The organism is Agromyces solani (genome assembly GCF_058349925.1).
In genome coordinates this window covers 722,250-747,841 of sequence record NZ_JBYRER010000003.1, presented here as the reverse complement: position 1 = coordinate 747,841, position 25,592 = coordinate 722,250, and the positions used below count along the sequence as shown (strand labels likewise).

The following is a 25,592-nucleotide window of genomic DNA, read 5'->3' as shown; positions in this document are numbered from 1 at the left end:
TGACTCGCAGTGTTCGATAATCGAACGTGCTATTCGTTTATCGCGCGAGGTAATGGTAGATCGCGGCGCGACGCAGCACAAGCCTGGGTGGCGGTCGGCACGGGCCGACCGTTGCGGTCGGGCTCGGCGGATCGTCACCCCGAGGGTCGTGATCCCGTCAGCGGAGGCGGTTGAACCGGCTCGCGCCGATGATCATCGCCAGGGCGGCGCCGAACGCCGAGACGAGCGGCACCGCGACCACCGCGAGTGCGATCGTGTTGGGGCGGAATCTCAGTCCATCGGGTCCGTCGATGTACGCCCCGATCGGCACGGCGTAGCCCCCGCCGCCGCCACCGCTGCCCTCGCCCCGGCCGGCCGGGGTCTTGTCGGTCTCCGGCATGTCGCCGGAGCCCTCGCCCGCGCCGAACCCGAAGGCCACGACCGCGACCGGAACGAACTCGCGCCCGTCGATCGTCGACTTCTCGCCGTACGCCACCTTCGCGCCCCACCTGGGCACCGAATCCGCCAGGTTCTCGATGAGCTTCGTCATGGGCTCGACGGTACGCCCGCCGCCTGCGCGCGGCTATACCCTCCGCGACGCTCGGCGACGCTCGGCGACGCAGGGGGCGAGCCGCCCACGCCGTCAGCCGCGCTCGATGCTCGGCGCGAGGTCGGGATCCTGATCGTCTCCGAGCGACGCGGCCGTCGCCTCAGGGCGTTGGACCGGCACCGAGCCGGTCACGACCGCGTCGACGGTCATCGAGCCGTCGACGGGCCCGATGACGGCGATCGGCGTCGTCGGGGTGGGAGCGAGCGGCTCGACCGGCATCCGCCCGAGCCGCCGATGCTCGCGCACGTACGCGGGAACGAGCACGACGACCGATCCCAGCCAGGCGAGCGGGTTGCTCAGGACGACGCCCACGAAGCCGAACATCGAGCCCAGCACGACGGCCGCCCCGACGCGCATGACGAGCTCGACGACGCCGGTCACCGTGGGCACGACCGTGTAGCCGAGCCCCTGCAGCACGCCGCGCAGCACGAACAGCACCCCCAGCAGCGAGTACGTGAAGCCGTCGATGGTCAGCATGAGCGCGGCGGCATCGACCACCGCGGACGATCCCTCGCCGATGAACAGCCGCACGAGCTGCTCGCCGAAGGCGATGAGCAGGGCGCCGACCGCCACCGCAGCGCCGATCGCCATCCAGGTCGCCTCCACGACCCCGCGGCGGACCCGGTCGGGTCGCTTGCCGCCGAGGTTCTGCGCGGCGAACATCGAGGCGGCGAGGCCGAGCGACGAGAGCACCGCGATCGCGATCGATTCGACGCGCGATCCCAGCGTGAACGCCGCGACCGCGTCGGCGCCGAGCTCGTTGAGCGCAACCTGAACCGTGAGCGTGCCCACGGCGATGATGGAGGTCTGCACGCCCATCGCCATGCCGATGCGGAGGTGCTCGCGCAGCTCGCCGCGCGACACCCGCCAGTCCGCGCGATGGAGCCGCAGCACCGGCAGTCGGCGATGCACGTAGGCCAGGCACAGCAGCACCGAGACGCCCTGCGCGACGACCGTCGCCCACGCCGCCCCGGCGACGCCCCAGCCGAGCGGGCCGACGAGGAGCACGACGAGTCCGGCGTTCAGCGCGCACGCGATGATGAGGAAGACGAGCGGCGTGCGCGAGTCGCCGAGGGCCCTGATCACCGCGGAGAGGTAGTTGAAGAACATGACGGCGGATGCCCCGACGAAACTGACCTGCGTGAACACGGTGGCTTCGGCCAGCAGTTCCGGTGGGGTCTGCAGCAGGCGCAGCGTCGGCTCGGCGAGGAACGGGGCCCCGATCGTGAGGGCGGCGCTCATCCCACCGGTGAGCATCGTGCCGGTGGCGACCGACCGCCGCACGGCCTCGAGGTCGCCCGCGCCGAACGCCTGCGCCGTCGGGATCGCGAATCCCGAGGTCACACCCCAGGCGAACCCGAGCAGCAGGAACAGCAGCGACCCGGTCGCGCCGACCGCGGCGAGCGAGTCGACGCCGAGATACCGCCCGACGACGATCGCGTCGGCGACCTGGTAGAGCTGCTGCACGAGATTGCCGATGAGCAGCGGCGTCGCGAAGACGAGGATGACGCGCCAGGGCGCACCGGTGGTGAGGGTTCTGGCCATGCGGACTCTCGGGGATGCGGGGGATGGGGGTTGCGGCAGTTGATGTTTGCGTTGCCATTCAGGTTATCGAACCGATTCGAATCGCAACAGGGCCCGCGGCCCCGATCTCACGTTCGGGCGAACGGTGTCGGCCGTGGCCACCAGCACCGAACCGCCGCGCGGTACCGCGCGAACTCGTCGCCGAACCGCTCCTCGAGATCGGCCTCCTCGAGCGGACGCACGACGAGATCCCAGAAGAACGCCCCGACGATCGCATAGGCGATCACCATCCACGACTCGAGCATCACGCCGACGCCCACGGCCTGCACGACGCCGCTGAGCGCCATCGGGTTGCGCACGAATCGGTAAGGCCCTGCGATCACGAGGCGATTCGGCATCGCCGAGGGCAGCGGGGTGCCCGCGCCCTTCGTCGACATCGAGATCGCCGACCAGATGCCGAGTCCACTCGCGAGCACGAGCACGGTCGCTCCCACCGCCGCTGCGCCCGCCGGGAAGTCCAGTGCGAGCCCCCACCGCCGCTCGAAGAAGACGATCGCGAGCGGGATCACCACGAGGAAGAGCCCCCAGAACACCACGATCTGGGCGAACGTTGCGGCGATGTGCCCGGCGATCCCCGCCACGCCGATCCGCGGCGAGGCCGGCCGGAAACCGAGCGGGCCGATGAGCACCCACTCGGTCGGCACTCGGCCCATCGTCACGAGGCACAGCGCGATCAGCGAACCGACGCTCGCGGCCGTCATGGCGAGCACGCCCCAGCCGGCCTCGGTGGTGACGGTCGCATAGGTGGCGAGGCCCACGGTCACGATGAGCGTCCACGCCGTGGCCACGATCGCAGCGGTCCGCGATGCGACTCGCGACCCGGCGGCCGCGATCGCCGAGGCGCCCACGAACAGCGGGAGGTCGAGGACGGCCGTCGTCACCGGATCGAGATCGCCGAGCGTCGCCTCGCGCACGATGGGCGAGGCGAACACGGCCACCCACCAGACCGCACCGGCGGCCGCCTGCGCCGCGAAATAGATACGTCCCCAGCGCATGTCAGTCGTCGAAGACGTTCCAGCAGATGGCGCTGCGACGAGCCTGGTCCTCGAGCACGAGCTCGCGGATCTCGTCCGGCAGTTGCGCCCGCTGCCAGTCCCGCTCGGCGAGCCTGGCCCGCTCCGCGGCATCCCCGTCGCCGCCGTCGGCCACGGCGGCTGCGGCGGCGGCCGCACGGATCGCGTAGGCGGCCGCACCGAGCTCGTGCTCGGCGACGTGCGCGACGACCACGGCTTGGCCCACCGACATCGCCGCGTACTTCACCGGGGCCGGCTTGCCGCGAGCGGCTGCGTTGGCAAACCAGGCCGCACGGTGCGCCTCCTTCATGCGAACCTCGCCGCGCACCCAGCCGCGGGCGACCTCGAGCACCTCGCGCGGCCGGGGATCGTCGGGCTCCGCCTCCTCGAAGAGCTGCAGCACGTGCTCGGAGCAGGCGATCGCCCACACCGCGAGCCGACGGTGGTCGTCGTCGGTCAGCGTTCCGCCACGGCGGATCGTGATCAGCCGCGGATCGCGCTCTTTCGGAAGGATCGGCACCCTGCCATTCCTACCATCGCGGCGTCGTGACCGGTCCGGAGTCCGGCGACGCGTCGCCCCCGTTCTGGGGAGTGAGGATCACTCATTTCGCATTGACGGTGGGGGCACCCCGGAGGAGAGTGGCAGGGGATTCGGGTGGGAGGGCGCATGTCCGATCAGGTTCCGGCCGACCGGCCGATCGGTGTCGACCGACGCCACCGGGCCACGAGGATCGTCATGCTCGCGGTTTCCACGCTGATCCTGGCGGGGTGCGCGAGCGCGACCGGGACGTCGGGCGATTCACCGGCACCCGCCCCACAGCCGACGGATGCCGCCCAAGAGGCGTCCGCCACGCCGGAGGCCCCGATGCCGGAGCTCATCGGCTACTGGCATCGCGCCCAGACCTGCGAAGAGCTGCTTGCGGCCTTCGAAGCTGCCGGGCTCGCCGAGTCGCACCGCGGATGGCTCCAGGGCAACTTCTACGGCGGCGCGGAGGGACCGGCCACTGGCGATCCCTGTGACGGTGCGGCGGGGCCGCTCGAGCATTCGCACTGGTTCACCGCGACCGGGCAGTTCGGTTCGCACGACGAGGCCGGCCAGCAGGTCGACAGCGGCGACGTCGAGTTCGTCGATGTCGACACCCTCGCGTTCCCGTCGCACGCGACCGAGTTCGGATACGCCGGTGATCTGCTGGTCGACTACGCGCTGGATGGCGAGGTCGTCACGTTCGAGGTCACGCTGCCCGACGCCTGCGATGCGTCCTGCCAGGATGCGTACGCCTGGGCGCTCTCGGCCTTCGCCTCCGGCCCGTGGGCCGCGGGCGATGTGCCCTGAACGCACCGCGGCCGCGACGAACCCGCCGGTTCTCCCGACCGGGCGCGGCTCACGACCCGCGCAGTTCGCCGAGCAGCTTCTCGACGCGACGGGCCCGGGTGTCGGCGCCCTTCGCCTGGCCGATCACGCGTGCGGCCTGACGACGCCGGCTCGCGGTCATCGCGTCGAATGCGGCGCGCGCGGCCGGGTCGGCGTCGAGTGCCGCGGTCAGCTCGGTCGGTTCGTCGACGGCGATCGGCTCGTCGTCGAGCGCGAGGTCGATGACGACCTCGTCGCCGACCTCGGCGCCGGTCGCCGCCCGATTGGCGTTGCTGAAGCCGATGAGATCGCGCCCGAGCATGATCGCGATGCGCGTGCGCCACGTGTGGCCGTTGATCGTGACCACGACCCGCGGCCGCTTGCCGCCGCCGAGCGCCTCGACGACCTCCGGCGGCACCTCGAGGCCGCGCATCTTCTCGTGCGGTTCGACGATCGACGTGAAACGGATGCCCATGGCGCCATCCTGCCGCAGAGAGGCGCACTTCGCGGGCCGTTTCAGGCGCTCACCGGCATTGGGTGAGCTTCGCGACCCCACTGCTCAGCACCCCGGTCCCGCCGAGCAGGGTGAGTCGAGCGATCTGCCGGTACCGGAGCCCTTCGAGTGTCCAACCGTTGATGCATCGGGCATCGCTGAGGTAGAGCGGTGCGTTCTCCTTCGCGGCCAGCGGACCCCCGGCGAGCGCATCCGCGAATCCGCCTGCCGTCGCGAGGTATCCGGTGTCGGTCTCGTCGAAGATCGTGTCGTTGACTGCGTTGGCGGTGGAGATTCGGTCCCACCCTGCGAGCCGCGTGACGTGCGCGTCGCCGAGCAGGGCGTTCAGGCCCGACTCGAGGGACGCACCGACGGCGCCGGTGCCGCCCGCGATGTAGACGTCCGTGATGCCGAGCGCGCCGATGGTCGCTTTCGTCGCACTCTGGAGGCCGCGCTGGCCGTCGACGAGGAGGACTGGTGCGTCGAGGTGGCCTGCTGCCGGGCCGGCGGCGAGTGCATCCGGGTACGTCCTGCCGGTCGCGACGATCGCGTAACGGCTGCCCGCGGCGGAGAACGCGTCGCGCACGATCAGATCGGCGGTCTCGTATCGGCTCGCTCCTCCCAGTCGTCGGAGATCGGCGTCGGACGGCACCAGCTTCGCGACCGCGCTCCGCACCGCATCCGAGACGACCGCGCGCCCGCCTGCGATGACCACGCGCCGGGGACGGATGCGTCGCAGCTCTGCCGCGATCTCAGCGGGCACCGATGCCTGTGAGACCGGGAGGATGACTCCGTCGGCGCGCATCGCGGCCGGGCCGGCCGCAAGCGCATCCGGGAAGTCGAACGCGTTCGTGATGTAGACGACCGGGGCACGCTGCCCGTCGGGAACGACTCGCTTCGATACCGCGACCGCCGTCGCGAACCTGTCGTCGCCCGCGATGCGGTCGACGGTGAACGAGGATTTCGGCAGCACGATCGTACCCAGATCGCGGCGCTCCCCGGACTTGAGCGTGACTTCCGTGGCGTCTTCGAAGAAGCGCGCTCCCCTGAAGTAGGTACCCCCCGTATACGGATAGTCGTCGCTCCAGAACTTGAACACATAGGTTCCCGCCGAGAGCCAACCGTAGAACTCGCCGTCATAGCCGGTCACGAGCTGATCCCAGCCGGTGCCGGAGTCCGAGATCGGCATCGCCTCGAAGCCACCTGTCGCCGTCTTGCGCCAGACGGCGACGCGACCAGCGGTCGTCGAAAGCGTGCCGTCCGACCACCGCTCCGCGATGATGCCCGAGAACCTGGCCGGTTCGTCGACGACGATGTCGATGCCCGATCGAGCCTCGTCCTTCGCCAGTTCGATCACGGGCGCGTTCCCGAGGTCACCGCCGCCCCAGAAGGTCTCCACCCCTGAGTACCAGGCGGCGAGCTTGTACCGGCCGGCGCCGAGGCAGTCGAAGAACCCTTCCCCGCCGCACGATCGGTCGACGGTGACCCATTTCGCGGTCGTCGCATTCCACATGTAGAGGCGCATGAGGTCGGGACGGATCGGAGCGGTTCCGGAGGCCGTCCGTAACGACACGGTGTACGCGATCGAGGCACGCGCGGCCTCGAGCACGACGTCCAGGGTCGTACCCGCGGGTGTCACGACGACATCCGGGATCGTGAGCGTACGATGTGCGCCCGTCGTGTCGGTGAAGTTGAGGTCGTAGGTGCCGGGGAGGAGCCGCAGACCGTACGTGCCGCGCACGTCGTACAGGTCGGGCACGTCTGATGTGTCGACTCGGTGGTGCATCCACGCGTCGAGTTCGGCATCGCCGCTGGTGGCTGTCACCCGGATGTTCGCCTGGGCGAGCGACAACGGGACGTCGCGGCCCGTGATGGCACCACGCAGCGCGACCGTGGCCGAGAGTCGCACGTCCAGATCGATCGTGCCACCCTCGGTGACGTCGATGAACTCCCGTTCGGCAGCCCGCCGGGTGTCTCCCCACCACTCGCCGACATGTCCCCAGTCGTGCACATCGAACTTGACCGAGTACCGCCCGGCCGGAACCCCGGTGATCTCGAACGCTCCATAACCGGCTGGTTCGAGATCCTTCGTGAGGGCGGGGGTATTGAGCTCCGTACCACGGTAGAGCGAGACGGTGATGTTCGTCTCATCTCGGATGAGAAGCCCGCCGGACGGGTCGCTGATCGTGCCGCGCACGGTGCCCGTGGACTCCGCGGCATCGGCCGGCACCGCGATGCCGAGTACGAGCGGGAGCGCGCAGATCGCGGCAAGGAGGGAACGGCTGATGGAACGCGACATCGGGCTCGCTTCGGGGGACGGGACCTGGAGAGTGACGTAACCCTATCAGCGGCCAGAGCCGCCGCACGGCGACACTTGACGAAAGGGATGCCCGCGCGGCATCCCTTTCGTCGCCCTAGGCTCGTAAACGTGAGCGATGACGTGCGCAACCTCCGGGCGGCCTTGGCCGCAGTGCCCGAGCCGTGGCAGCCGCACCGGCTGACGAGCGTGAACGACTACGACGTGAAGGTCGTGAAGCTCCTCGGCGAGTTCGTCTGGCACAGCCACCCCGAGACCGATGAACTGTTCCTCGTGCTCAGCGGCGAGCTGACGATCCAGTTGCGCGACCGCGATGTGGTGCTGGGACCCGATGACGTGTTCGTCGTACCGAAGGGCGTGGAGCACTGCCCGCGCGCCGATGCCGAGGTGCACGCCGTGCTGTTCGAGCCGCGCGGGACGGTCAACACGGGCGATGCGGGCGGCGAGCGGACATCGCCGCTGCGCGAGCTCGGCTGACGCGACGGCCACGGGTGACGGCGGAGCCCCGGTGACGCCCGGATGAATGGAATGCGGCCGGTCCGGCTAGTCAATCCGGACCGGCCGCACCATTCAGTTCAGCCGCCCCGCTCGGGTCAGCGGGTCTCAGTGGTGAGGCGTCAGCGGCGGTGAGGTGGCATCGAAGGGAGTCGGCACCACTGCCGCGCCACGCCTCTGCGGCCCCGACACCGGTGTCGCGGGTGTCGCTCCCGGGCCGGCACCCAACCGGCCCGGACGGCGGAATCAACTTACCGCATGATTCCGCACGGCGGAATAGTGTTTCCGAAGAACGCCTCGCTGAGGCATCCATGCCCGTGCCAGCCTCGGGCTCGGCGGCGGGTGGGCCTCAGCTCCGGCGTCGGGTGAGGTGAATGGTGACGGTGTCGCCGTCGGACTTGCCGATCCGCTTGCGGATCGCCGCAGAGACCGGCAGCTTGTGCGTGCTGTCGCCGAGGGCCATGAAGGCGCCCTCGAACGGTTCGCCGTCGATCGTTCCTGCGACCTTGACGAGACCGCGGGTGTTGAAGACGGTCGCCGAGTCGGGCAACTGGGCACAGGTCCAGGTGTCGCCCTCGCGCACCTTGCCGAGCGTCGAGGTGAAGGTGATGTCGAGGGGTCCGCTCGTATCGGTCATGTCTGTGCTCCGATCAGATGAAGGCGCCGACGAGGGCGCCGATGATGACGAGCTTCAGCAGCCAGTCGGTGAAGTGGACGAGCGCCACCGGGATCGGCGTGTTCTCATGGACGACCGAACCGAGCAGCAGCACCGCGGGGAGTGAGGCGAGCGCCAGCCCGAGCAGCGCTCCGGCTGCGGCGCCGTGCCACCCGCCGGCGACCATGAGCCCGAGCACCAGCAGCGACATGACAAGGCTGCGGAAGACCACGAGCAGCATCTGTATCACCACCGGGATGCCGGGACGCGGGGTGCTCTTCGAGCCGATGAGCCTCGCGACGGGGGGAAGGGCGTAGAGCAGCGCGCTCGCGATGAACGAGGCGATCGTCGCGAGTGCGACACCGAGGATGGCCATGCTCGTTCCTTTCAGTACCAGCGAGTACTGATTACGGTACGCCCGGTCTTTTAGTCCTGTCAAGTACTAAACTGCGGGTCATGGCGGCTCCAACTCCTGCCCGCGGGCGACCGCCCGGGCTGACCGGCCCGGCGCTTCTCGCCGAGGCACGTGCGGTGTTCCTCGAACGCGGCTACGCCGCGACGACGATGAGCGAGGTCGCCGCCCGCGCCCGCATCTCGAAGAGCTCGCTCTACCGCGACCATCCGTCGAAGTCGGCGCTCTACCGCGCGGTCGTCGCCGACTGGGCGGCCGCCGGTCGCGACGCGATGCGCCCGGCCCTCGACCGGCTCGCGCACTCGCGCGACCTCGAAGAGGGCCTCCTCGAGATGGGCGAGGTGATCCTCCGCGGCGTACTGTCGCCGCCCGTCGTCGCGATGCGTCGCCTCGTCATCAACGAGGCGACCGAACAGCCCGAGGTCGCGGCCACCTATCTCGAGGAGAGCTGGCAGCGCAACATCTCGGCCCTCGCGGAGACGTTCGACGGACTGCGCCGAGCGGGGGCCCTCGCCGTCGACGACCCGGCGGCGGCGGCCGAGGAGTTCACCTGGCTGCTCGTGGGCGCCCCGCTGAACGCCGCACTGCTCGGGGTCGCTGCCGCGCCTGCGCCCGACGCGTCGCAGCGGGCCGTCGCTCTCTTCCTCGCGCGGTACGGCGCAGGTCGGGACTGAGTCGCGGGCCGGGTGAAGCGTCGGGCGGAGGTGCGGCGCGGGCGCGGAAGTTCCGCCGAAGCGATCAGGATTCGAGAAGCACGGGCCGGGTCCGATTCCGTAACGTGAAGGCAGACAGAACGTCACCGGCACGAACCTCATCGAGAAGGAGCAAACCCATGGCTACGAAGACCGACGGACTCTCCGCCGACGAACGCGCCGCCGTCAAGCAGCGCGCCGCCGAGCTGCGGGCCGAGGCGAAGGCCGGCAAGACCCGCGAAGCGGGCGAGAAGGCCATCCGCGAGGCGATCGACGCCCTCCCCGACGACGACCGGGCCATCGCCGAAGGCATCGACCGCATCGTGAAGGACGTCGCGCCGCAGCTGTTCCCGAAGACCTGGTACGGCTTCCCGTCGTACGCCGATGCGAACGGCAAGATCGTCCTCTTCTTCAAGCCCGCCTCGAAGTTCGAGACGCGCTACCCGACGCTCGGGTTCGAGGAGGCCGCCCAGCTCGACGACGGCGACATGTGGGCGACCTCGTTCGCGCTGCTCGCGATGACGCCCGAGACCGAGCGACGCGTGGCGGAATGCATCCGCAAGGCGGCCGGCTGAGCGGGTCTCCGCGCCCGCTGGAGCTCGTGCCGCCTCGCTCAGCGGCGCACCCGGAAGCGCAGGTGCAGCACCCGGTCGCCCTGGATCACCACGTCGGGATCCTCCAGCAGGTGCCGTGCGCGGACCGACCCGAAGTAGCGCTTGCCCGACCCGAGCACGACGGGAGCCATATCCATGCGCACCTCGTCGACCAGACCTGCGGCGAGCATCTGGCCGCCGACGTCGCCGGCGGCGACCTCGACCGTGCGGTCGCCCGCGAGCGCCTGCGCCGTGGCCACGGCAGCCTCGATACCTTCGACGAAGTGGAACGGAGCCTCGGGGTCCCAGCCCTCGGGCGCGGGCCGGTGCGTCACGACGACGACGTGGTCGACCCCGCTCGGAGGCGTGCCGTCCCAGCCGTCCGTGAGGTCGAACACGTGGCGTCCGGCGATCGTCACCCCGATCTCGTCCCAGTACGGCCGGATGTGGTCGTAGGACGCTTGCGACACATTCAGGACACCGCTGTCGTCCAAGGGCACGTCACCGCTGACCAACCAGTCGAACAACGGCCCCGGGTCGTCGTTCTCGGCCGCGATGAAGCCGTCCACCGAGACCGACGCGTTCATGACCACTTTCCCCATGGGTTTCCTCCTCTGTGCGTGATCCCGAGTCTCGCGTCTCATGAGCGGCCGCGCTTGTAAGAAATCAATCGGCCGGCAAGGGCCAGCCCTCCAGCGCGTGGTCGGGATGCTCGCGGAGGAAGCGCCGCCGGACCTCGAGGTACCGAGTCGGCGTGAGACCGGTGTATTCACGGAACTCGTGCACGAAGTGGGCTTGGTCGAAGTATCCGGCGCCGACCGCGACGTCGACCCAGTCGACGGGCGCCGCGACGTCGATCGCCAGGACGGTGGCGGTGAACCGGTAGCTGCGCGCCAGCCGCTTCGGGGTGACGCCGACGACCTCCTTGAAGCGTCTCGCCACGTAGGTGCTGCTGGCACGAACAGCCACGCCGAGGTCGCTGATCGGCACCGTGCCTCCCGTCTCCGCGATGGCGCGGCACAGGCGGCGCACGAGATCCAGGCCCTCGATCGGACGCTGCCGTCGCACCAGTTCGTCCTCGAGCAGCGTCAGCATCTCCTCCGGTTCGCGCGCCTCGGTCAGCCGGTGCCGCAACTCGTCGGCCGCCGACCGGCCCCAGATCTGCTCCACCGTCGCGGGCCGGTCGCACAACTCGACCGCGGGCACCGGAAGGAACGGCGCCAGCCCCCACGGCGAGAAGTGGACGCCCACCGAACGCGTCGGGGTCGGGTAGCCGAACTCCCACGCACGGGTGGGCGTCGCGACGACGCAGCCGTCGGCGTACTCCGCAGCTTCCACGGCGCTCCCCGCGCGGACGTGGAACGGCGCGCCGAGGTCGACGATGAGCAGCGGCGCAGGGGCCGCCGGCAGCATCAGCCGGGCGTACGGCGGAGTGCCCTCCAGGTAGTACAGGTCGGTGATCGACCCGTCGAGCGGCGGTCGCGGCACTCTGGACACGTACTCCACGCCGACAGTATCGCCGATCGCCGACCGGCCTCGGCGCGCGTGGCCGTCTCGACGCGAGACCTGCGCCGCCTCGAGCCCGCTACACCTGCACCATGTCGGCGAAGCGCGAGAAGTGCCCGTGGAAGGCGACCGTGATCGTACGGGTCGGACCGTTACGGTGCTTGGCCACGATCAGGTCGGCCTCGCCGGCACGGGGACTGTCGCGCTCGTACGCGGCCTCGCGGTGCAGCAGGATGACCATGTCGGCGTCCTGCTCGATCGAACCCGACTCGCGCAGGTCGCTGATCGCGGGCATCTTGTCGGCGCGCTGCTCGGGCCCACGGTTCAGCTGCGACAGCGCGATGACCGGCACCTGGAGCTCCTTCGCGAGCAGCTTCAGCGCACGCGAGAACTCCGACACCTCCTGCTGGCGGCTCTCGACGCGCTTGCCGCTCGTCATGAGCTGCAGGTAGTCGATGACCACCATCTTGAGGCCGACGCGCTGCTTGAGCCGGCGACACTTCGCGCGGATCTCGACGAGCGTCATGTTGGGGGAGTCGTCGATGTACAGCGGGGCGTCGTTGATGCGCCCGCGGGTCGACGCGATAGTCGTCCAGTCGCGCGAGTCGACCGTGCCCTTGCGCATGTTCTGCAGCGGCACGGATGCCTCGGCCGAGAGCAGGCGCATCGCGATCTCGCTCTTGCCCATCTCGAGCGAGAAGAACACGGCGGGCAGGTCGTTCGTGATGGCCGCGGCCCGCGCGAAGTCGAGCGCGAGCGTCGACTTGCCCATCGCGGGACGCGCGGCGACGATGATCATCTGCCCGGGGTGGAAGCCGTTCGTGAGGTCGTCGAGGTCGGCGAAGCCGGTCGGCACACCGGTGAACTTGCCGTCGGTGTGCTTCGCCGCCTCGATCTCGTCGATCGCGACGCCGATCGCGTCGGAGAGCGGCACGTAGTCCTCGGTCTCGACCGAACCGGTGACCGAGTAGATCTCGGCCTGCGCGTTGTTGACGAGGTCGACGACCTCGCCCTCGCCCTGGTACCCCATCTGCACGATGCGGGTGCCGGCCTCCACGAGGCGGCGCAGCAGCGCCCGCTCGGCGACGATCGAGGCGTAGAAGCCGGCGTTCGCCGCGGTCGGCACGAGGCTCGTGAGCGTGTGCAGGTACTCGACGCCGCCGGCGCGCTGCAGGTCGCCCGTCTTCGTGAGCTCGTCGGTGACGGCGATGACGTCGGTGGGCTCGCCGTGCGAGTAGAGGGTGAGCAGGGCGTTGAAGATGACCTCGTGCTTCGGCACGTAGAAGTCGACGCCGCGGATCGTCTCGACGACATCGGCGACGGCGTCTTTCGAGAGCATCATGCCGCCGAGCGCGCTCTGCTCGGCGAGCAGGTCGTGCGGCGGAACGCGTTCGCCGCGCGGAGCCCCCTCGTCGACCGGTTCGGCGAGCCCGATGTGCGCGATCGACAACTCCATGACCTCCGATTCAGACCCCTGTTGCGGGCGTGCGACCCGCGCCCGTGATTCAGTCTTGCGGGAGCCGCCGACATGCCAGCCGGCCGAGCTCTCGGACCTCGGGGGAGTCACTGATCGAGGGACGCTGCTTCACGATATGGAAGCCTCGTCCACAGCACAAGCCAGCCTGTGGATAACTCTGGGGAGAATCTGGGCGAAACGCCGATCAACATGTGCACTCCACCTGTGGACAACTGTGGAAATGTTGTGAATTACATCGGTTGAATTCTGAGTTGATCTGGGATTCTAAAAATCCACACCTGTGGGGGAAAACTTCTTCGCCCGATCTTCACACCCGGTTGTCCACCTGTGCACAACCATCACAGGAAACCCGCAAGCGGGGTTGCGGGCGACGGGCGAACGGGTGTAGAAAACGCCGCCCCGAACGGCTGGTCCCCCCGCCCTCGAACGGGATGCATCGGCTGGTCGAACAAGGCCCGCGCGAGGCATCCCGGAAACGACGAAGCGGCGGCCGGGAGCCGAAGCTCCCGACCGCCGCTCTGCGATCCCGGCGAACTACTTCGCCGCGACCACCTGGAGGGTGATCGTCGCGGTGAGCTCGTCGTGCAGACGAACCGTCGCCTCGTGGTCGCCGACCGACTTGATCGGCGACGAGATCTGGATCTTGCGCTTGTCGACCGAGCCGAGGCCGGCGGCCTCGACCGCAGCCGCGACGTCCGACGTCTTGACCGAGCCGAACAGGCGGCCGCCGAGGCCCGCCTTGACGGCGAGCTTGACCTTGCCCTCTTCGAGCTTGGCCTTCAGGGCCTGCGCGTCCTCGAGCGAGTGGAGCTCGCGAGCGGCACGGGCCGCCTTGATCTGCTCGACCTGCTTCTCGCCACCGCGGGTCCACGGCGTGGCGAAGCCCTGGGGAACCAGGTAGTTGCGCGCGTAGCCGTTCTTGACCTCGACGACGTCGCCGGCCGTGCCGAGGCCGGTGACCTCGTGCGTGAGAATAACCTTTGCCATTGTCGTGCTCCTTAGCGGCCGGAGCCCGAGTAGGGCAGGAGGGCCATCTCGCGCGCGTTCTTCACGGCGCGGGCGATGAGGCGCTGCTCCTGCACGGAGACACCGGTGATGCGACGGGCACGGATCTTGCCGCGCTCCGAGATGAACTTGCGAAGGGTGGCGACATCCTTGTAGTCGATGACGCCGACCTTGATGGACTTCGCGGGGGCCGCGTTCTTCGCGCCCTTGCCGCGAGGCTTGCGGCGGTCGCCGCTGCTCTTTCCAGCCATTTCTGATCCTGTCTAGGTGTTGCGGGTGTCGGTGCGCGGCTCGGCCGCGTCACTCACCCGCGTGAGTTTTAGAAGGGCGTCTCGTCGCCGTAGTTGGTGCCGGGGGTGTTCCACACGTCGCCGCCGCCCTGCTGGGCGGGCGCCGAGGGAGCCCACGCGTCGTCGGACTGGCCGCCGCCCCCGAAGGAACCGCCGCCGCCGACCGCACCGCGGTTCGACTGCGCTCGAGTGACCTGGGCGGTCGCGTACCGGAGCGAGGGACCGATCTCGTCGATCTCCAGCTCGATGGTGGTGCGCTTCTCGCCTTCCTTCGTCTCGTAGGAACGCTGCTTGAGACGCCCGGAAGCGATGACCCGCGAACCCTTGGTGAGCGATCCGGCGACGTGCTCGGCGAATTCACGCCAGCAGCTCGCGCGCAGGAACAGCGCTTCACCGTCCTTCCACTCGTTCGCCTGACGGTCGAACGTACGGGGAGTGGAGGCGATGGTGAAGTTGGCAACCGCCAGCCCGTTCTGCGTGTAGCGCAGCTCGGGATCTGCAGTGAGGTTGCCCACCACGGTGATGATGGTCTCGCCGGCCATGGGGACTAGGCGTCCTTCTTCGCAGCGGCGGCGGCCTTTTTGGCGGCCTTCGCCTCCTGCGCCTTGGCGTGCGCGGCGACCTGGGCGATCGCCTCTTCGGCGCGGAGCACCTTCGTGCGCATGACGGCCTCGCTGAGGTTCAGCTGGCGGTCGAGCTCGTTGGTGGTCGCCGACTCGGCGGTGAAGTCGACGACGGCGTAGATGCCCTCGGACTTCTTGTTGATCTCGTAAGCCAGGCGACGACGTCCCCAGATGTCGACCTTGTCGACGGTGCCGCCATCGTTACGGATGACGTTGAGGAACTTGTCAAGGCTGGGAGCAACGGTGCGCTCGTCGATCTCGGGATCGAGGATGACCATCAGCTCGTACTGGTGCATGACTAACCCACCTCCTTCGGACTCAGCGGCTACAGGATCTCTGCAGCAGGAGGGTTGTGCATACGTCGCACCGAGGAGGCCTCGCAATCGAGGCGCACGGGCAACCTGTCAATGGTAACGGATGCCTCGCCGTCGCGCCATTCGGCCGCTGGCGCCCGCCTCCCGCTCCCCTCCCGCTCCCGCTCCCGCTCCCGCTCCCGCGAGTGTTTCCGCGAGTGTTTCCGTTTCGACCGAGTGTCGTCGCGAGCTCGATACATCTCGGTCGAAACGGAAACACTCGCCGCATCCGGGTTGGTGCTCATCTCCGACCGCGAACAGGGCGCAACCCCGCGCGGCGGAGCTCGGCGTCGAGCAGCGGGGGCCGTAATGCCGCAACCCAGTCCCAACGGGCTCCGAGGGGACGGTGGTGACGCACGCGGTTCTCCCGCTCCTTTTCGAGCAGCACGGCCTCGGCCGTCGTACGCCCGTTCAGGTACTCGGGCCGAAGGTACTTGCCGAGTCCGTCGAACTCCCCGAACACCCCGAACTCCGGCCAGTCGAAATCGACGATGTCGCGGCCGCCGCCATCGCGTGGGAACGCGACCTGCAACTCGGGTGCGGGGTACCCGAGCAGGTGCATGTTCGCGCGGCTGATCGATTCGCCCGGCGATCCCGACCGGCCGTCGCCGAACTCCACGACGGCGCGCGCCGATCGGACCCCGCGCCTCCCCGAAAGCGCTTCGACGGCCCCGAACAGCTCCTCGCGCGAGACGCCGACGAGCGACCGATGCTGGGGATGCCGTGACCCCGCATCGAGCGCGACGTCGACGACTGCGACCGCCGCGGCGAACGGCAGCGACCGCACGAGGTCGATGACGGTTCGTCGGAAGCTCGTCACCCGGAACCCGCTGTGCTCGACGATCTCGTCATCGGCGACGGGTTCGTGGTGCCAGACGACGCCGTTCTTGGTGCGAACACCCGAGCGCGCCGGTGCGACGAGATGAACGGGGTCGCGATGGGGTCCGATGATCGGGAGGCCCCACACCACTCCGGCCGACACGTTGCAGAGCACCGCGTCGATTCGCCGTGTCTCGAGCACCGCCCTGAGCCTCAGCAGGTGACGTTCGTCATGGCCCGCCGCAGCCCACGCCTCCGAGCTCACGAAGACCCCGCGGCGAAGGCGAGTGAGTTCTCGGGAGCTTGCCCGCGGGTCGCGCCCTTCGAGCGCCAGCGCGCGCGTCGTGATGAGGTCGGTCGCGCCCCTGCCCGTCGAGTCCACGCGGCAACGCTGGCACGCAGCGCGCCCGTTTCCCGCGGTGGGTCAGATCCCGTGGATCATCCCGCCGAGACATCCCCTGTGGAGGACGAGTGGGACGTCTGCTCGCCCGCCGCCCGGATGTTGCCGTTCCGGCCGAGCGTTGCCGATCGCTCGGCCACGCTCGGTCGAAACGGTCACAGTCGTCGCGCAGGGCGCAGGGCGCGGGCGCGGGCGAGCGCGGCGCGCGCCGGGCGCGCTAGGCGCCGCGCGCCGCCCACCAGGCGAGGAGGCGCTCGCGCGCGGCATCCTGACCGATCGGGCCCTCGTCGAGGCGTACGTCGAGCAGGTACTTGTAGGCCTCGCCGACGACGGGGCCCGGCCTGATGCCGAGCGCCGCCATGATCTGCTGGCCGTCGAGCTCGGGGCGCACGGCGGCGAGCTCCTCCTCCTCGGCGAGCCGGGCGATGCGCTCCTCGAGGTCGTCGTAGGCGAACCCGAGCTGGTCGGCCTTGCGGCGGTTTCGCGTGGTGACGTCGGCGCGGGAGAGGATGTGCAGCCGTTCGAGCTGCTCCGCGGGCCCGGCATCGCGCACGTAGCGGCGCACGGCGGAGTCCGACCACGAGGCATCCGCGTAGCCGAAGAACCGCAGGTGCAGCTCGACGAGTCGCGCGACGGACGCCACCGTGTCGTTGTCGAAGCGCAGCGCGCGCAGCCGCTTCTTCACGAGCTTCGCGCCGACCGCGTCGTGGTGGTGGAAGCTCACGGCCCCACCCGCCTCGTACCGACGGGTCGCGGGCTTGCCGATGTCGTGCAGCAGTGCGGCGAGCCGCACCACGAGGTCGGGCGAGTCGAGCACGCCGCGCGAGATCTCGTAGTCGATGGCCTGCTCGAGCACGGTGAGGCTGTGCTCGTAGACGTCCTTGTGGCGGTGGTGCTCGTCGCGTTCGAGGCGCAGCGCCGGCACCTCGGGCAGCACGCGGTCGGCGAGCCCGGTGTCGACGAGCAGGCGGATGCCTCGCGCCGGCGACCTCGTCGACAACAGCTTCGACAGCTCGTCACGGACCCGCTCGGCCGAGATCCGGTCGATCTCGGGCGCGAGCGCCGACATCGCGTCGAGCGTGCCGGCCTCGACCTCGAACTCGAGCTGCGCGGCGAAGCGGGCGGCCCGCATCATGCGCAGCGGGTCGTCGCCGAAGGACTGCTCGGGCGGCGACGGCGTGCGCAGCACCCCGGCGAGCAGGTCCTCGATGCCGCCCGACGGGTCGACGAGCTCGAGCTGCGGCAGCCGCAGCGCCATGGAGTTGACGGTGAAGTCGCGCCGGGTGAGGTCGCCCTCGAGCGAGTCGCCGAAGACGACCTCGGGCTTGCGCGATGCCCCGTCGTACGAGTCGGCCCGGTAGGTCGTGATCTCGACCGTCTCGCCGGCGATCTTCGCGCCGATGGTGCCGAACTGGCGTCCGATGTCCCAGTGCGCCTCGGCGATGGGCTTCACGATCGCGAGGATCTCGTCGGGCGTGGCGTCCGTGGTGAAGTCGAGGTCGTTCGTGCTCCGGCCGAGGAACGCGTCGCGCACCGGGCCGCCGACGAGGGCGAGTTCACGGCCCGCCCGCTCGAACGCCGCCGCGAGCGGTGCGACGGTCGGCGAAGCCGCCGACTCGGCCAGGCGGTCGAGGGCTGCCGCGACACTCTGCATGCCCACTATGTTAAGCGGCGCCGTTCCGCCCGCTCTTCGAGCGGATGCCCGGGCCCCGACCCGTAGAATCGCCTGCATGGCAGCCGAGTCGACCCCTGCGCGCGCGCGCGGCGATCGACTCACCCGACGTCGCGGCGTCGCGCTCGGGGTCGCCGCCGCCTCGGTCGTCGCGGTCGTCGCGGCCCCGCTGGGGGCCCTCGCCCTCGCGGGGGGAGCGACGCCCTCCGAGGCCGGTACCGGAGGGGGAGCTGCCACGACGCGGGCGCAGGCCGCACCGGTCGAGGCCGAGGGCATCGAACTGCATGTCGCTCCGGCGACGTCGACGACGATCGACCCGCGGAGCCCCCTCACCGTGCAGGTCGAGGTCGACAACGCGACCGCGGAGCAGCTCGCCGCCGGGACGGTGCGGCTGACCCGCGCGGAGGATCCGATCGACGACGGCGTCGAGCTCGACGCCTGGCTCCGCCCGAGCGCCGACGGCGCCGCACCGCCGACCGTCGCGCTCGGTTCCACCGAGTCGCGGGCGACCGCGGCGGGTGGTTCGACCACGGTCTCGTTCACCGTCCCCGCGAACGCGCTCGGAGGCTCCGGTGCGCCCGTGATCGGGCTCGGTGCCGAACTCGTCGTCGACGGCACGGTCGTCGCGACCGGCACCGGCGCGTTCGCGACGCCGACGGGAACGTCGGGCCCGAGGACGACGGTCGCGTTCGTCTATCCGCTCACGATTCCCGAGCAGACGACCGGAATGATCGATGCGGCGACGCTGGAGGAGTGGACCGCGCCGCTCGGGCTGCTCGATCGCCAGCTCGACGCCGTCGCGGATCGCCCGGTCGCGATCGGCATCGACCCCCGCATCATCGCCTCGATCCGGGCGCTCGGCAGTGCGGCCCCCGAGTCGGCGATCGCCTGGCTCGAACGGCTCGGATCCGTCACGAACGAGACCTTCCCGCTCGCGTACGCCGACGCGGACGTCGCGCTGCAGGCGCAGCTCGGGCTCACTTCGATGCTCGAACCGACGAGCTTCACGGATGTGCTCGACCCCGCCGACTTCACGGCACCGGCCGAACCCGAGCCGCTCCCGGGCGACGGCGACGGGGACGGCGAGGTCGACGGCGGCCAGGCGCCGATCGACGACCCGACGCCGTCGGCCGACGAGACGGTGCCCGCCACGGTCCCTCCGACGACCGCGCCGACCGGGACGCCCGACGACACTCCCTCGCCGACCCCGACCGAGACGGCCCCGGTGCCCGGCGAGGTGCCGTCGACCGAGGCGCTCCTCGACTGGCCGTACACCCGCACCGACCTCGCCTGGCCGGCCGACGACACGGTCGCCGCCGGCGATCTCGGCCGGCTCGACGCCGCGGGGCTGACGACGACCATCCTCGCCCCGGGCAATGTCGTGCCGGGCGATTCCGCGGGTTCGGCCACCGCCTCGATCGACGGCTCGACCGCCCTCGTCGCCGACGGCCGCCTCACCCCGTCCCTGCGTGAGGCCACCGCCGCCGAGAGCGATACCGCGTGGCGCTCGGCGACCGGGCACCTGCTCGCCGAGTTCGCGATCGCGCCCGCGACCGAACGGCCGGCGGTGCTCGCGACGTTCGACCGCGATGCCGGCGAGCACTCCGACAACGTCGCGGCCACGCTGGCGCAGCTCGACGGCGACGCCGCGGTGCAGCCGACCGACCTGTCGGGCGCCATCGGAGCCCCGCCCGTCGCGCGCACGCTCGTCGACGAACCCGAGGACGAGCAGCGCGTGCTGACCACGCAGCGGATGCTCGACCTCGAGGCGCAGGTGGGCGAGTTCTCGACCGTGCTCGACGACCCGCGCCTGCTCACCGGCCCCGTGCGCCGCGACCTGCTGGCACTGCTGGATGTCGCGTGGCTCGAGGATCCGGCCGCGTGGAGCACCGCGACCGCGGAGTGGATGGCGGCGCGACGAGCGACCCTCGGCGGCGTCTCGGTCGTGCCGTCGTCGAGCGTCAACATCTTCGCGCGCGAGACGCCCCTGCCCATCACCGTGCTCAACGCCCTGCCGTATCCCGTCACGGTGGTCGTCTCGGCCGATCCGTCGAACGGGCGGCTCGTGGTCGAGGAGAGCGTCACGCAGACGATCCCCGCCGAGTCGCGCAGCACCGTGAACGTCCCGATCGCCGCGGGCGTCGGCCGCGGCGAGGTCACGATCGCCATCTCGCTGACGTCGACCACCGGGGTCCCGATCGGTCGCACCGTCTACATCAGCGGCAACGTGCAGGCCGACTGGGAGGGCCTCGGCGCCGTGATCCTGGCGACGGCGGTCGTCCTCTTCTTCGGCTTCGGCATCTGGCGCAACATCCGCCGCCGCCGTCGCCAGCGCGCCGCGGCGGTGCAGGCCGGCGAGCAGCCGGTGACGGATGCCTCGGCCGGGACCGACTCGGAGGTCGAGGCTGCGGCCGAGCCGGAATCCGACGTCGCATCCGCATCAGACGCCGAGCGCGTGGCCGAATCCGCCGCCGAGCCGGAACCCGACGTCGCACCCGAGCCCGACTCCGAACCGGAGCCCGACTCCGAACCCGAGCACGACTCCGAACCCGAGGACCCGAAGAGTGACTGACGACCGCATCGGCCGCGCGAGCGTGTTCCTCGCCTCCGGCACGATCGTCTCCCGCGTGCTCGGCTTCGTGAAGGCCGCCGTGCTCGTGAGCGCGATCGGCCTCACGAAGTCGCCGAGCGCCGACGCGTTCGCGGTCGCGAACCAGCTGCCGAACACCGTCTACGTGGTCGTCGCCGGCGGCGTACTGAGCGCGGTGCTCGTGCCGCAGATCGTGCGGGCGGGCCTGCACGCCGACGGCGGCCGCGCGTACATCAACCGGCTGCTGACCCTCGCGCTCGTGGTGCTCGCGGGCATCACCATCGTCGCGACGATCGCCGCTCCGCTCCTGACCCTGCTGTACGGGATCAAGCTCGACCAGTCGACGCGGGATCTCGCGACGCTCTTCGCCTACTGGTGCCTGCCGCAGATCTTCTTCTACGGGCTCTACACGCTCCTCGGCGAGGTGCTGAACGCCCGCCGCAGCTTCGGCCCGTTCACCTGGGTGCCCGTGCTCAACAACGTGGTCGCGATCGCCGGCCTCGTCGTCTTCATGGCGATCTGGGGGAGCGACCCCGACGGCAACCGTTCGGCCGATTCGTGGGATCCGGCCATGATCGCCGTGCTCGCCGGCTCGGCGACGCTCGGCATCGCCGTGCAGGCGATCGTGCTGTTCTGGTTCTGGCGCCGCATCGGCCTGAGCTACCGGCCCGACTTCCGCTGGCGCGGCGTCGGACTCGGCGACGCGGGCCGCATGGCGACGTGGACGTTCGGCATGCTGCTCCTCACGACCTTCGCCGGGCTCGTGGAGACGAACGTCGCCGGCGCCGCCTCGGGGCAGGCGGCCTCGGTCGCGGCGCTCGGCAACGCGTGGCTCATCTTCATGCTGCCGCACTCGGTGATCACCGTCTCGATCGCCACGGCCTACTTCACCCGCATGAGCGAGCACGCCTCGCACGGCGACATCGACCGCGTGCGCGCAGATCTCTCGAGCGCGGTGCGCGGCGTGAGCCTCATCATCGTGCTCGCTGCGCTCGTGCTCATGATGTGCGGCATCCCGTTCGCCGCCGTCTTCGCGAGCACCGCCTCGTACGAGACGCAGCTCGGCTTCGGCTCGATCGTCGTGGCGTACATGGTCGGTCTCGTGCCGTTCAGCCTGCTGTTCATCGTGCAACGCACGTTCTATGCGCTCGGCGACACGAAGACGCCCTTCTTCTTCACGCTCTTCCAGGTCGTGCTGTTCAGCGCCGGAGCGCTGCTGCTCCTCAACGTGCTGCCCGAGTTCATCGCGATCGGCATCGCCCTGCTCACCTCGTTCGCCTGCCTGGCCCAAGTCGTGCTCGCGACGTTCCTGCTGCGCCGCAAGATCGGCACGATCGACGGCTGTCGCATCACCTCGAGCTTCGTCCGGTACGCGATCGGCGCCGTTCCCGCGGTCATCGTCGGTTTCGTCGCGCTCGTACTGCTCGGCGGCATCTCCCCCGACGGGTTCGCGATGTCGGGCCTGATCCCGGCCCTCCTCTCCATGGCCGTCATCGGCGTGCTCATGTCGGCGGTCTACTTCGGCGTGCTCTGGATGATCCACACGCCCGAGCTCCGCGGCTTCGCCGAGCCGGTGCTCCGCCGATTCCGGCGCGGCTGACCTCGGCGATCGGCGCCGCGCCGAGGCATCCGTCATGCAGGCGGTGCGTTCAGGCCGCCGGAATACCCGCCGCCTAGACTGTGTTGACCATGGCGTGACATCCGGATGCCTCGGATGCCACTTGCACGAGAGGGAGCACCCGTTGCGCGACATCATCATCATCGGTTCGGGCCCGGCCGGATTCACCGCCGCCATCTACGCGGCCCGCGCGCAGCTGAACCCCCTGCTGATCGCGAGCTCCGTCGAGATCGGCGGCGAGCTCATGAACACGACCGAGGTCGAGAACTACCCGGGCTTCCCCGAGGGCATCATGGGCCCCGACCTGATGACGGCGTTCCAGCAGCAGGCCGAGCGCTTCGGCACCGAGGTCGTCTACGACGACGTCGTCGAGCTCGAGCTCGAGGGTCCGGTCAAGCGCGTCAAGCTCGGCAACGGCGGCGTCGAAGAGGCGCGCACGATCATCTACGCGACCGGCTCGGCCTACCGCAAGCTCGGCCTGCCCGAAGAGGACGTGCTGTCCGGCCACGGTCTGTCGTGGTGCGCGACCTGCGACGGCTTCTTCTTCCGCCAGAAGACGATCGCGGTCGTCGGCGGCGGCGACTCGGCGATGGAGGAGGCGACGTTCCTCACCCGTTTCGCCGACAAGGTCTACGTGATCCACCGCCGCGACTCGCTCAAGGCCTCGAAGATCATGCAGCAGCGCGCCTTCGACAACGAGAAGATCGAGTTCATCTGGAACGCCGAGGTGGCGCGCCTGCTCGGTGAAACCGCCGTGACCGGTGTCACCCTGCGCGACACCGAGACCGGCGCCGAGCGCGACCTGCCGCTCGACGGCCTGTTCGTCGCGATCGGCAACGACCCCCGCACGCACCTCGTGCACGGCAAGCTCGACCTGACCCCCGAGGGCACGATCGCGGTCGCCGGTCGCAGCTCCAAGACCAGCCTCGAGGGCGTCTTCGCCGCCGGTGACGTCATCGACCCGCACTACCGCCAGGCGATCACCGCCGCCGGGTCGGGTGCGGCCGCGGCGCTCGACGCCGAGCACTACCTCGCGTCGCTCGGCAACGAGAATGCGGCCGAGGCCCTGCTCGAGACCGAGTTCGCCGTCATCGACTGACCACGAGGCATCCGCCGTCGACCCGCATCGGGCGTCGTCGGTACGAAACCGCCTCAACGAGTTTCAACCAAGGAGAACGCAATGACCGCACGCGCTGTGACCGAGGACACCTTCGAGCAGGAGGTCCTGAAGAACGACAAGCCCGTGATCGTCGACTTCTGGGCCGAGTGGTGCGGGCCGTGCCGCGCGGTCAGCCCGATCCTCGACCAGATCGCGACCGAGCACGCCGACAAGATCGACATCGTCAAGCTCAACGTCGACGAGCACCCGTCGCTCGCCATGAAGTACCAGATCACCGCCATTCCGGCGTTCAAGGTCTTCAAGGGCGGCGAGGTCGTGCAGAGCTTCGTGGGCGCCAAGCCCAAGCCCGCCCTCGAGGCCGACCTCGCCGCCTACATCGCGTAGTCGGCGGTCTCCTCGTTCGAAAGACCCGTCCGGCCAGGCGCCGGACGGGTCTTTCGTCGCCTCGGGGATGCCTCGTGGCCCGTGTTCGCTCGGCCGCGTCACACTTGCGGCCCCCGTCAGGACGGCGGTTCCCCGGCAACTAGCATGGAACTCCCGAGCAGAACGGATAGCGCAGTGACCTCTGACGGCGTCCCCCAGCGGACCGGCAACAATCTCGACCCCTGGTACGCGAATTACGCCGAGCGAGCCGCCGGGTTCGCCGCCTCAGAAGTCCGAGCCCTCTTCGCCGTCGCCTCCCGCCCCGAAGTGGTGTCGCTCGCCGGCGGCATGCCGTTCGTCTCCGCCCTGCCGCAAGACCTCATCACGTCGTCGATGGACAAGGTCATGCGCGAGCAGGGCCCGGTCGCGCTGCAGTACGGCGGGGGGGCGGGCATCCCCGCGCTTCGCGAGCAGATCCTCGACGTCATGGCGATCGAGGGCATCAGCGGCACCGTCGACAACGTCGTGACCTCGACCGGGTCGCAGCAGGCGCTCGACTTCGTCGCGAAGCTGTTCCTCGATCCGGGCGACGTCGTGCTCGCGGAGGCGCCGTCGTACGTCGGCGCGATGGGCGTGTTCCGCTCGTACCAGGCGAACGTCGTGCACGTCGCGATGGACGAGAACGGCCTCATCCCCGAAGCGCTGCGCCAGACCATCGCCCACCTCCGCGGCCAGGGGCGGCGCATCAAGTTCCTGTACACCATCCCGAACTTCCACAACCCGGCCGGCGTGACGCTCTCCGCCGAGCGACGGCCCGAGATCCTCGAGATCTGCCGCGCGAACGAGATCCTCGTGCTCGAGGACAACCCATACGGGCTCCTGCATTTCGACGAACCGGCGCCGAACGCGCTGCGCTCCCTCGACCCCGAGGGCGTCATCTACCTCGGGTCGTTCTCGAAGACGCTCGCGCCCGGCTTCCGGGTCGGCTGGGCACTCGCCCCGCACGCGATCCGCGAGAAGCTCATCCTCGCGGCCGAGTCGGCCGTGCTCTCCCCGTCGTCCTTCAGCCAGCTCGTCGTCTCGGAGTACCTCGCCACCGCCGACTGGCGCGGCCAGATCGACACGTTCCGCGGGGTCTACCGCGAACGGAAGGACGCGATGATCGAGGCGCTGGGGGAGTACCTCCCGCAGTTGTCGTGGACGAATCCCAACGGCGGCTTCTACGTCTGGGTCACGATGCCCGACGTGCTCGACTCGAAGCAGATGCTGCCCCGCGCCGTGAAGGAGTTGGTCGCGTATACGCCCGGCACGGCATTCTTCGCCGACGGGCGAGGGCGGCACGCGATGCGCCTGTCGTTCTGCTATCCGACTCCCGACGCGATCCGGCTCGGCGTGCGCCGCCTCGCGACCGTCGTCAACGGCGAACTCGACCTGCTCGACACCTTCGCCGGAACGGGCACCCTGCAACTGCCGCCGACGCCCGGGGTCGAACAGGCCCCGCCGTCCGACCTCAAGTAGCCTCACGCAGCATCCGACTCATCTCGACTCGAGCACTGGAGAAA

At 70.0% G+C, this 25,592-nt stretch carries 26 protein-coding genes; 9 read left to right on the top strand and 17 right to left on the bottom strand.

The annotated features are described in order from the left end of the window. Positions 1-157: 157 nt before the first annotated feature. The 4 genes from AC3RJ7_RS15845 to AC3RJ7_RS15830 form a co-directional block, all read right to left on the bottom strand. Positions 158-529, bottom strand: coding sequence for a hypothetical protein (locus AC3RJ7_RS15845; RefSeq protein WP_491456806.1), 372 nt, complete (start codon positions 527-529; stop codon positions 158-160). A gap of 93 nt (positions 530-622) precedes the next feature. Continuing rightward, a complete protein-coding gene (locus AC3RJ7_RS15840) occupies positions 623-2,134 on the bottom strand; it encodes an MATE family efflux transporter (protein WP_491456805.1) in 1,512 nt (503 codons plus the stop codon). A gap of 107 nt (positions 2,135-2,241) precedes the next feature. Further along, positions 2,242-3,168: a methyltransferase family protein gene (locus tag AC3RJ7_RS15835; protein ID WP_491456804.1), complete on the bottom strand. Its 927-nt coding sequence runs from the start codon at positions 3,166-3,168 to the stop codon at positions 2,242-2,244. A 1-nt stretch (position 3,169) separates the two neighbouring features. After that, positions 3,170-3,706, bottom strand: a complete 537-nt coding sequence (locus AC3RJ7_RS15830) for a putative immunity protein (protein WP_491456803.1) — start codon at positions 3,704-3,706, stop codon at positions 3,170-3,172. A 216-nt stretch (positions 3,707-3,922) separates the two neighbouring features. Here AC3RJ7_RS15830 and AC3RJ7_RS15825 point away from each other — a divergent pair, with 216 nt between their 5' ends. Further along, complete coding sequence (locus tag AC3RJ7_RS15825; protein WP_491456802.1) at positions 3,923-4,519, top strand: hypothetical protein; 597 nt, start codon at positions 3,923-3,925, stop codon at positions 4,517-4,519. A 49-nt stretch (positions 4,520-4,568) separates the two neighbouring features. Here AC3RJ7_RS15825 and AC3RJ7_RS15820 read toward each other — a convergent pair whose 3' ends face one another. Beyond that, complete coding sequence (locus tag AC3RJ7_RS15820) at positions 4,569-5,012, bottom strand: YdeI/OmpD-associated family protein (protein ID WP_491456801.1); 444 nt, start codon at positions 5,010-5,012, stop codon at positions 4,569-4,571. A gap of 49 nt (positions 5,013-5,061) precedes the next feature. Next, positions 5,062-7,329, bottom strand: coding sequence for a cell wall-binding repeat-containing protein (locus AC3RJ7_RS15815; protein ID WP_491456800.1), 2,268 nt, complete (start codon positions 7,327-7,329; stop codon positions 5,062-5,064). Positions 7,330-7,458: 129 nt separating this feature from the next. On the opposite strand from AC3RJ7_RS15815, the gene AC3RJ7_RS15810 reads away from it, so the two are divergent. After that, entirely contained in the window at positions 7,459-7,824 is a 366-nt protein-coding gene (locus tag AC3RJ7_RS15810) for a cupin domain-containing protein (RefSeq protein WP_491456799.1), read from the top strand. Between the two features lie 367 nt (positions 7,825-8,191). On the opposite strand, the gene AC3RJ7_RS15805 is transcribed toward AC3RJ7_RS15810, so the two are convergent. Both AC3RJ7_RS15805 and AC3RJ7_RS15800 read right to left on the bottom strand, forming a co-directional pair. Further along, the gene (locus AC3RJ7_RS15805; RefSeq protein ID WP_491456798.1) at positions 8,192-8,479 is read right to left on the bottom strand and encodes a DUF1905 domain-containing protein; all 288 of its coding nucleotides are present in this window, start codon (positions 8,477-8,479) and stop codon (positions 8,192-8,194) included. A 13-nt stretch (positions 8,480-8,492) separates the two neighbouring features. Further along, positions 8,493-8,873, bottom strand: coding sequence for a DUF1761 family protein (locus AC3RJ7_RS15800; protein WP_491456797.1), 381 nt, complete (start codon positions 8,871-8,873; stop codon positions 8,493-8,495). Between the two features lie 80 nt (positions 8,874-8,953). Between AC3RJ7_RS15800 and AC3RJ7_RS15795 the strand changes: the two genes are divergently transcribed. Both AC3RJ7_RS15795 and AC3RJ7_RS15790 read left to right on the top strand, forming a co-directional pair. Further along, entirely contained in the window at positions 8,954-9,583 is a 630-nt protein-coding gene (locus AC3RJ7_RS15795; RefSeq protein ID WP_491456796.1) for a TetR/AcrR family transcriptional regulator, read from the top strand. Between the two features lie 158 nt (positions 9,584-9,741). Further along, positions 9,742-10,176 carry a hypothetical protein gene (locus AC3RJ7_RS15790; RefSeq protein WP_491456795.1) on the top strand — a complete coding sequence of 145 codons (435 nt, stop codon included), beginning with the start codon at positions 9,742-9,744 and terminating at the stop codon, positions 10,174-10,176. Between the two features lie 38 nt (positions 10,177-10,214). On the opposite strand, the gene AC3RJ7_RS15785 is transcribed toward AC3RJ7_RS15790, so the two are convergent. From AC3RJ7_RS15785 to AC3RJ7_RS15745, 9 genes are all read right to left on the bottom strand, one after another. Further along, positions 10,215-10,796: a dihydrofolate reductase family protein gene (locus tag AC3RJ7_RS15785; RefSeq protein ID WP_491456794.1), complete on the bottom strand. Its 582-nt coding sequence runs from the start codon at positions 10,794-10,796 to the stop codon at positions 10,215-10,217. Positions 10,797-10,860: 64 nt separating this feature from the next. Next, on the bottom strand, positions 10,861-11,700 hold the full coding sequence (locus tag AC3RJ7_RS15780; protein ID WP_491456793.1) for a helix-turn-helix domain-containing protein: 840 nt from the start codon (positions 11,698-11,700) through the stop codon (positions 10,861-10,863). A gap of 79 nt (positions 11,701-11,779) precedes the next feature. Further along, positions 11,780-13,150, bottom strand: a complete 1,371-nt coding sequence (gene dnaB / locus AC3RJ7_RS15775; protein ID WP_491456975.1) for a replicative DNA helicase — start codon at positions 13,148-13,150, stop codon at positions 11,780-11,782. Positions 13,151-13,711: 561 nt separating this feature from the next. Further along, positions 13,712-14,164, bottom strand: a complete 453-nt coding sequence (gene rplI / locus AC3RJ7_RS15770; RefSeq protein WP_491456792.1) for a 50S ribosomal protein L9 — start codon at positions 14,162-14,164, stop codon at positions 13,712-13,714. 11 nt (positions 14,165-14,175) lie between these two features. Continuing rightward, entirely contained in the window at positions 14,176-14,433 is a 258-nt protein-coding gene (gene rpsR / locus AC3RJ7_RS15765; RefSeq protein ID WP_491456791.1) for a 30S ribosomal protein S18, read from the bottom strand. A 68-nt stretch (positions 14,434-14,501) separates the two neighbouring features. Further along, positions 14,502-15,014 carry a single-stranded DNA-binding protein gene (locus AC3RJ7_RS15760; RefSeq protein ID WP_491456790.1) on the bottom strand — a complete coding sequence of 171 codons (513 nt, stop codon included), beginning with the start codon at positions 15,012-15,014 and terminating at the stop codon, positions 14,502-14,504. A 5-nt stretch (positions 15,015-15,019) separates the two neighbouring features. Then, a complete protein-coding gene (gene rpsF / locus AC3RJ7_RS15755; RefSeq protein WP_244856132.1) occupies positions 15,020-15,391 on the bottom strand; it encodes a 30S ribosomal protein S6 in 372 nt (123 codons plus the stop codon). Between the two features lie 298 nt (positions 15,392-15,689). Then, positions 15,690-16,469 (bottom strand): hypothetical protein, encoded by a 780-nt coding sequence (locus AC3RJ7_RS15750; protein WP_491456789.1) that lies wholly within the window; start codon positions 16,467-16,469, stop codon positions 15,690-15,692. A gap of 415 nt (positions 16,470-16,884) precedes the next feature. Further along, complete coding sequence (locus AC3RJ7_RS15745) at positions 16,885-18,321, bottom strand: CCA tRNA nucleotidyltransferase (protein WP_491456788.1); 1,437 nt, start codon at positions 18,319-18,321, stop codon at positions 16,885-16,887. A 76-nt stretch (positions 18,322-18,397) separates the two neighbouring features. On the opposite strand from AC3RJ7_RS15745, the gene AC3RJ7_RS15740 reads away from it, so the two are divergent. From AC3RJ7_RS15740 to AC3RJ7_RS15720, 5 genes are all read left to right on the top strand, one after another. Further along, positions 18,398-20,911 carry a DUF6049 family protein gene (locus tag AC3RJ7_RS15740; RefSeq protein ID WP_491456787.1) on the top strand — a complete coding sequence of 838 codons (2,514 nt, stop codon included), beginning with the start codon at positions 18,398-18,400 and terminating at the stop codon, positions 20,909-20,911. Next, a complete protein-coding gene (gene murJ / locus AC3RJ7_RS15735) occupies positions 20,904-22,529 on the top strand; it encodes a murein biosynthesis integral membrane protein MurJ (protein WP_491456786.1) in 1,626 nt (541 codons plus the stop codon). Before AC3RJ7_RS15740 ends, murJ begins: the two co-directional genes overlap by 8 nt. A 142-nt stretch (positions 22,530-22,671) precedes the next feature. After that, a complete protein-coding gene (gene trxB, locus AC3RJ7_RS15730) occupies positions 22,672-23,646 on the top strand; it encodes a thioredoxin-disulfide reductase (protein WP_491456785.1) in 975 nt (324 codons plus the stop codon). An 81-nt stretch (positions 23,647-23,727) separates the two neighbouring features. Beyond that, complete coding sequence (gene trxA / locus AC3RJ7_RS15725; protein WP_491456784.1) at positions 23,728-24,051, top strand: thioredoxin; 324 nt, start codon at positions 23,728-23,730, stop codon at positions 24,049-24,051. 144 nt (positions 24,052-24,195) lie between these two features. Then, positions 24,196-25,548, top strand: a complete 1,353-nt coding sequence (locus AC3RJ7_RS15720) for an aminotransferase-like domain-containing protein (protein WP_491456783.1) — start codon at positions 24,196-24,198, stop codon at positions 25,546-25,548. Positions 25,549-25,592: the final 44 nt, after the last annotated feature.

Coding starts and splice junctions, on each gene's coding strand:
- rpsF (WP_244856132.1), bottom strand. CDS start 15,391: ATGCACCAGTACGAGCTGATGGTCATCCTCGATCCCGAGATCGACGAG.
- AC3RJ7_RS15790 (WP_491456795.1), top strand. CDS start 9,742: ATGGCTACGAAGACCGACGGACTCTCCGCCGACGAACGCGCCGCCGTC.
- AC3RJ7_RS15800 (WP_491456797.1), bottom strand. CDS start 8,873: ATGGCCATCCTCGGTGTCGCACTCGCGACGATCGCCTCGTTCATCGCG.
- AC3RJ7_RS15740 (WP_491456787.1), top strand. CDS start 18,398: ATGGCAGCCGAGTCGACCCCTGCGCGCGCGCGCGGCGATCGACTCACC.
- AC3RJ7_RS15815 (WP_491456800.1), bottom strand. CDS start 7,329: ATGTCGCGTTCCATCAGCCGTTCCCTCCTTGCCGCGATCTGCGCGCTC.
- AC3RJ7_RS15835 (WP_491456804.1), bottom strand. CDS start 3,168: ATGCGCTGGGGACGTATCTATTTCGCGGCGCAGGCGGCCGCCGGTGCG.
- AC3RJ7_RS15845 (WP_491456806.1), bottom strand. CDS start 529: ATGACGAAGCTCATCGAGAACCTGGCGGATTCGGTGCCCAGGTGGGGC.
- AC3RJ7_RS15720 (WP_491456783.1), top strand. CDS start 24,196: ATGGAACTCCCGAGCAGAACGGATAGCGCAGTGACCTCTGACGGCGTC.
- AC3RJ7_RS15820 (WP_491456801.1), bottom strand. CDS start 5,012: ATGGGCATCCGTTTCACGTCGATCGTCGAACCGCACGAGAAGATGCGC.
- AC3RJ7_RS15840 (WP_491456805.1), bottom strand. CDS start 2,134: ATGGCCAGAACCCTCACCACCGGTGCGCCCTGGCGCGTCATCCTCGTC.
- trxA (WP_491456784.1), top strand. CDS start 23,728: ATGACCGCACGCGCTGTGACCGAGGACACCTTCGAGCAGGAGGTCCTG.
- rplI (WP_491456792.1), bottom strand. CDS start 14,164: ATGGCAAAGGTTATTCTCACGCACGAGGTCACCGGCCTCGGCACGGCC.
- AC3RJ7_RS15745 (WP_491456788.1), bottom strand. CDS start 18,321: ATGCAGAGTGTCGCGGCAGCCCTCGACCGCCTGGCCGAGTCGGCGGCT.
- AC3RJ7_RS15760 (WP_491456790.1), bottom strand. CDS start 15,014: ATGGCCGGCGAGACCATCATCACCGTGGTGGGCAACCTCACTGCAGAT.
- rpsR (WP_491456791.1), bottom strand. CDS start 14,433: ATGGCTGGAAAGAGCAGCGGCGACCGCCGCAAGCCTCGCGGCAAGGGC.
- AC3RJ7_RS15795 (WP_491456796.1), top strand. CDS start 8,954: ATGGCGGCTCCAACTCCTGCCCGCGGGCGACCGCCCGGGCTGACCGGC.
- AC3RJ7_RS15825 (WP_491456802.1), top strand. CDS start 3,923: ATGCTCGCGGTTTCCACGCTGATCCTGGCGGGGTGCGCGAGCGCGACC.
- AC3RJ7_RS15805 (WP_491456798.1), bottom strand. CDS start 8,479: ATGACCGATACGAGCGGACCCCTCGACATCACCTTCACCTCGACGCTC.
- AC3RJ7_RS15785 (WP_491456794.1), bottom strand. CDS start 10,796: ATGGGGAAAGTGGTCATGAACGCGTCGGTCTCGGTGGACGGCTTCATC.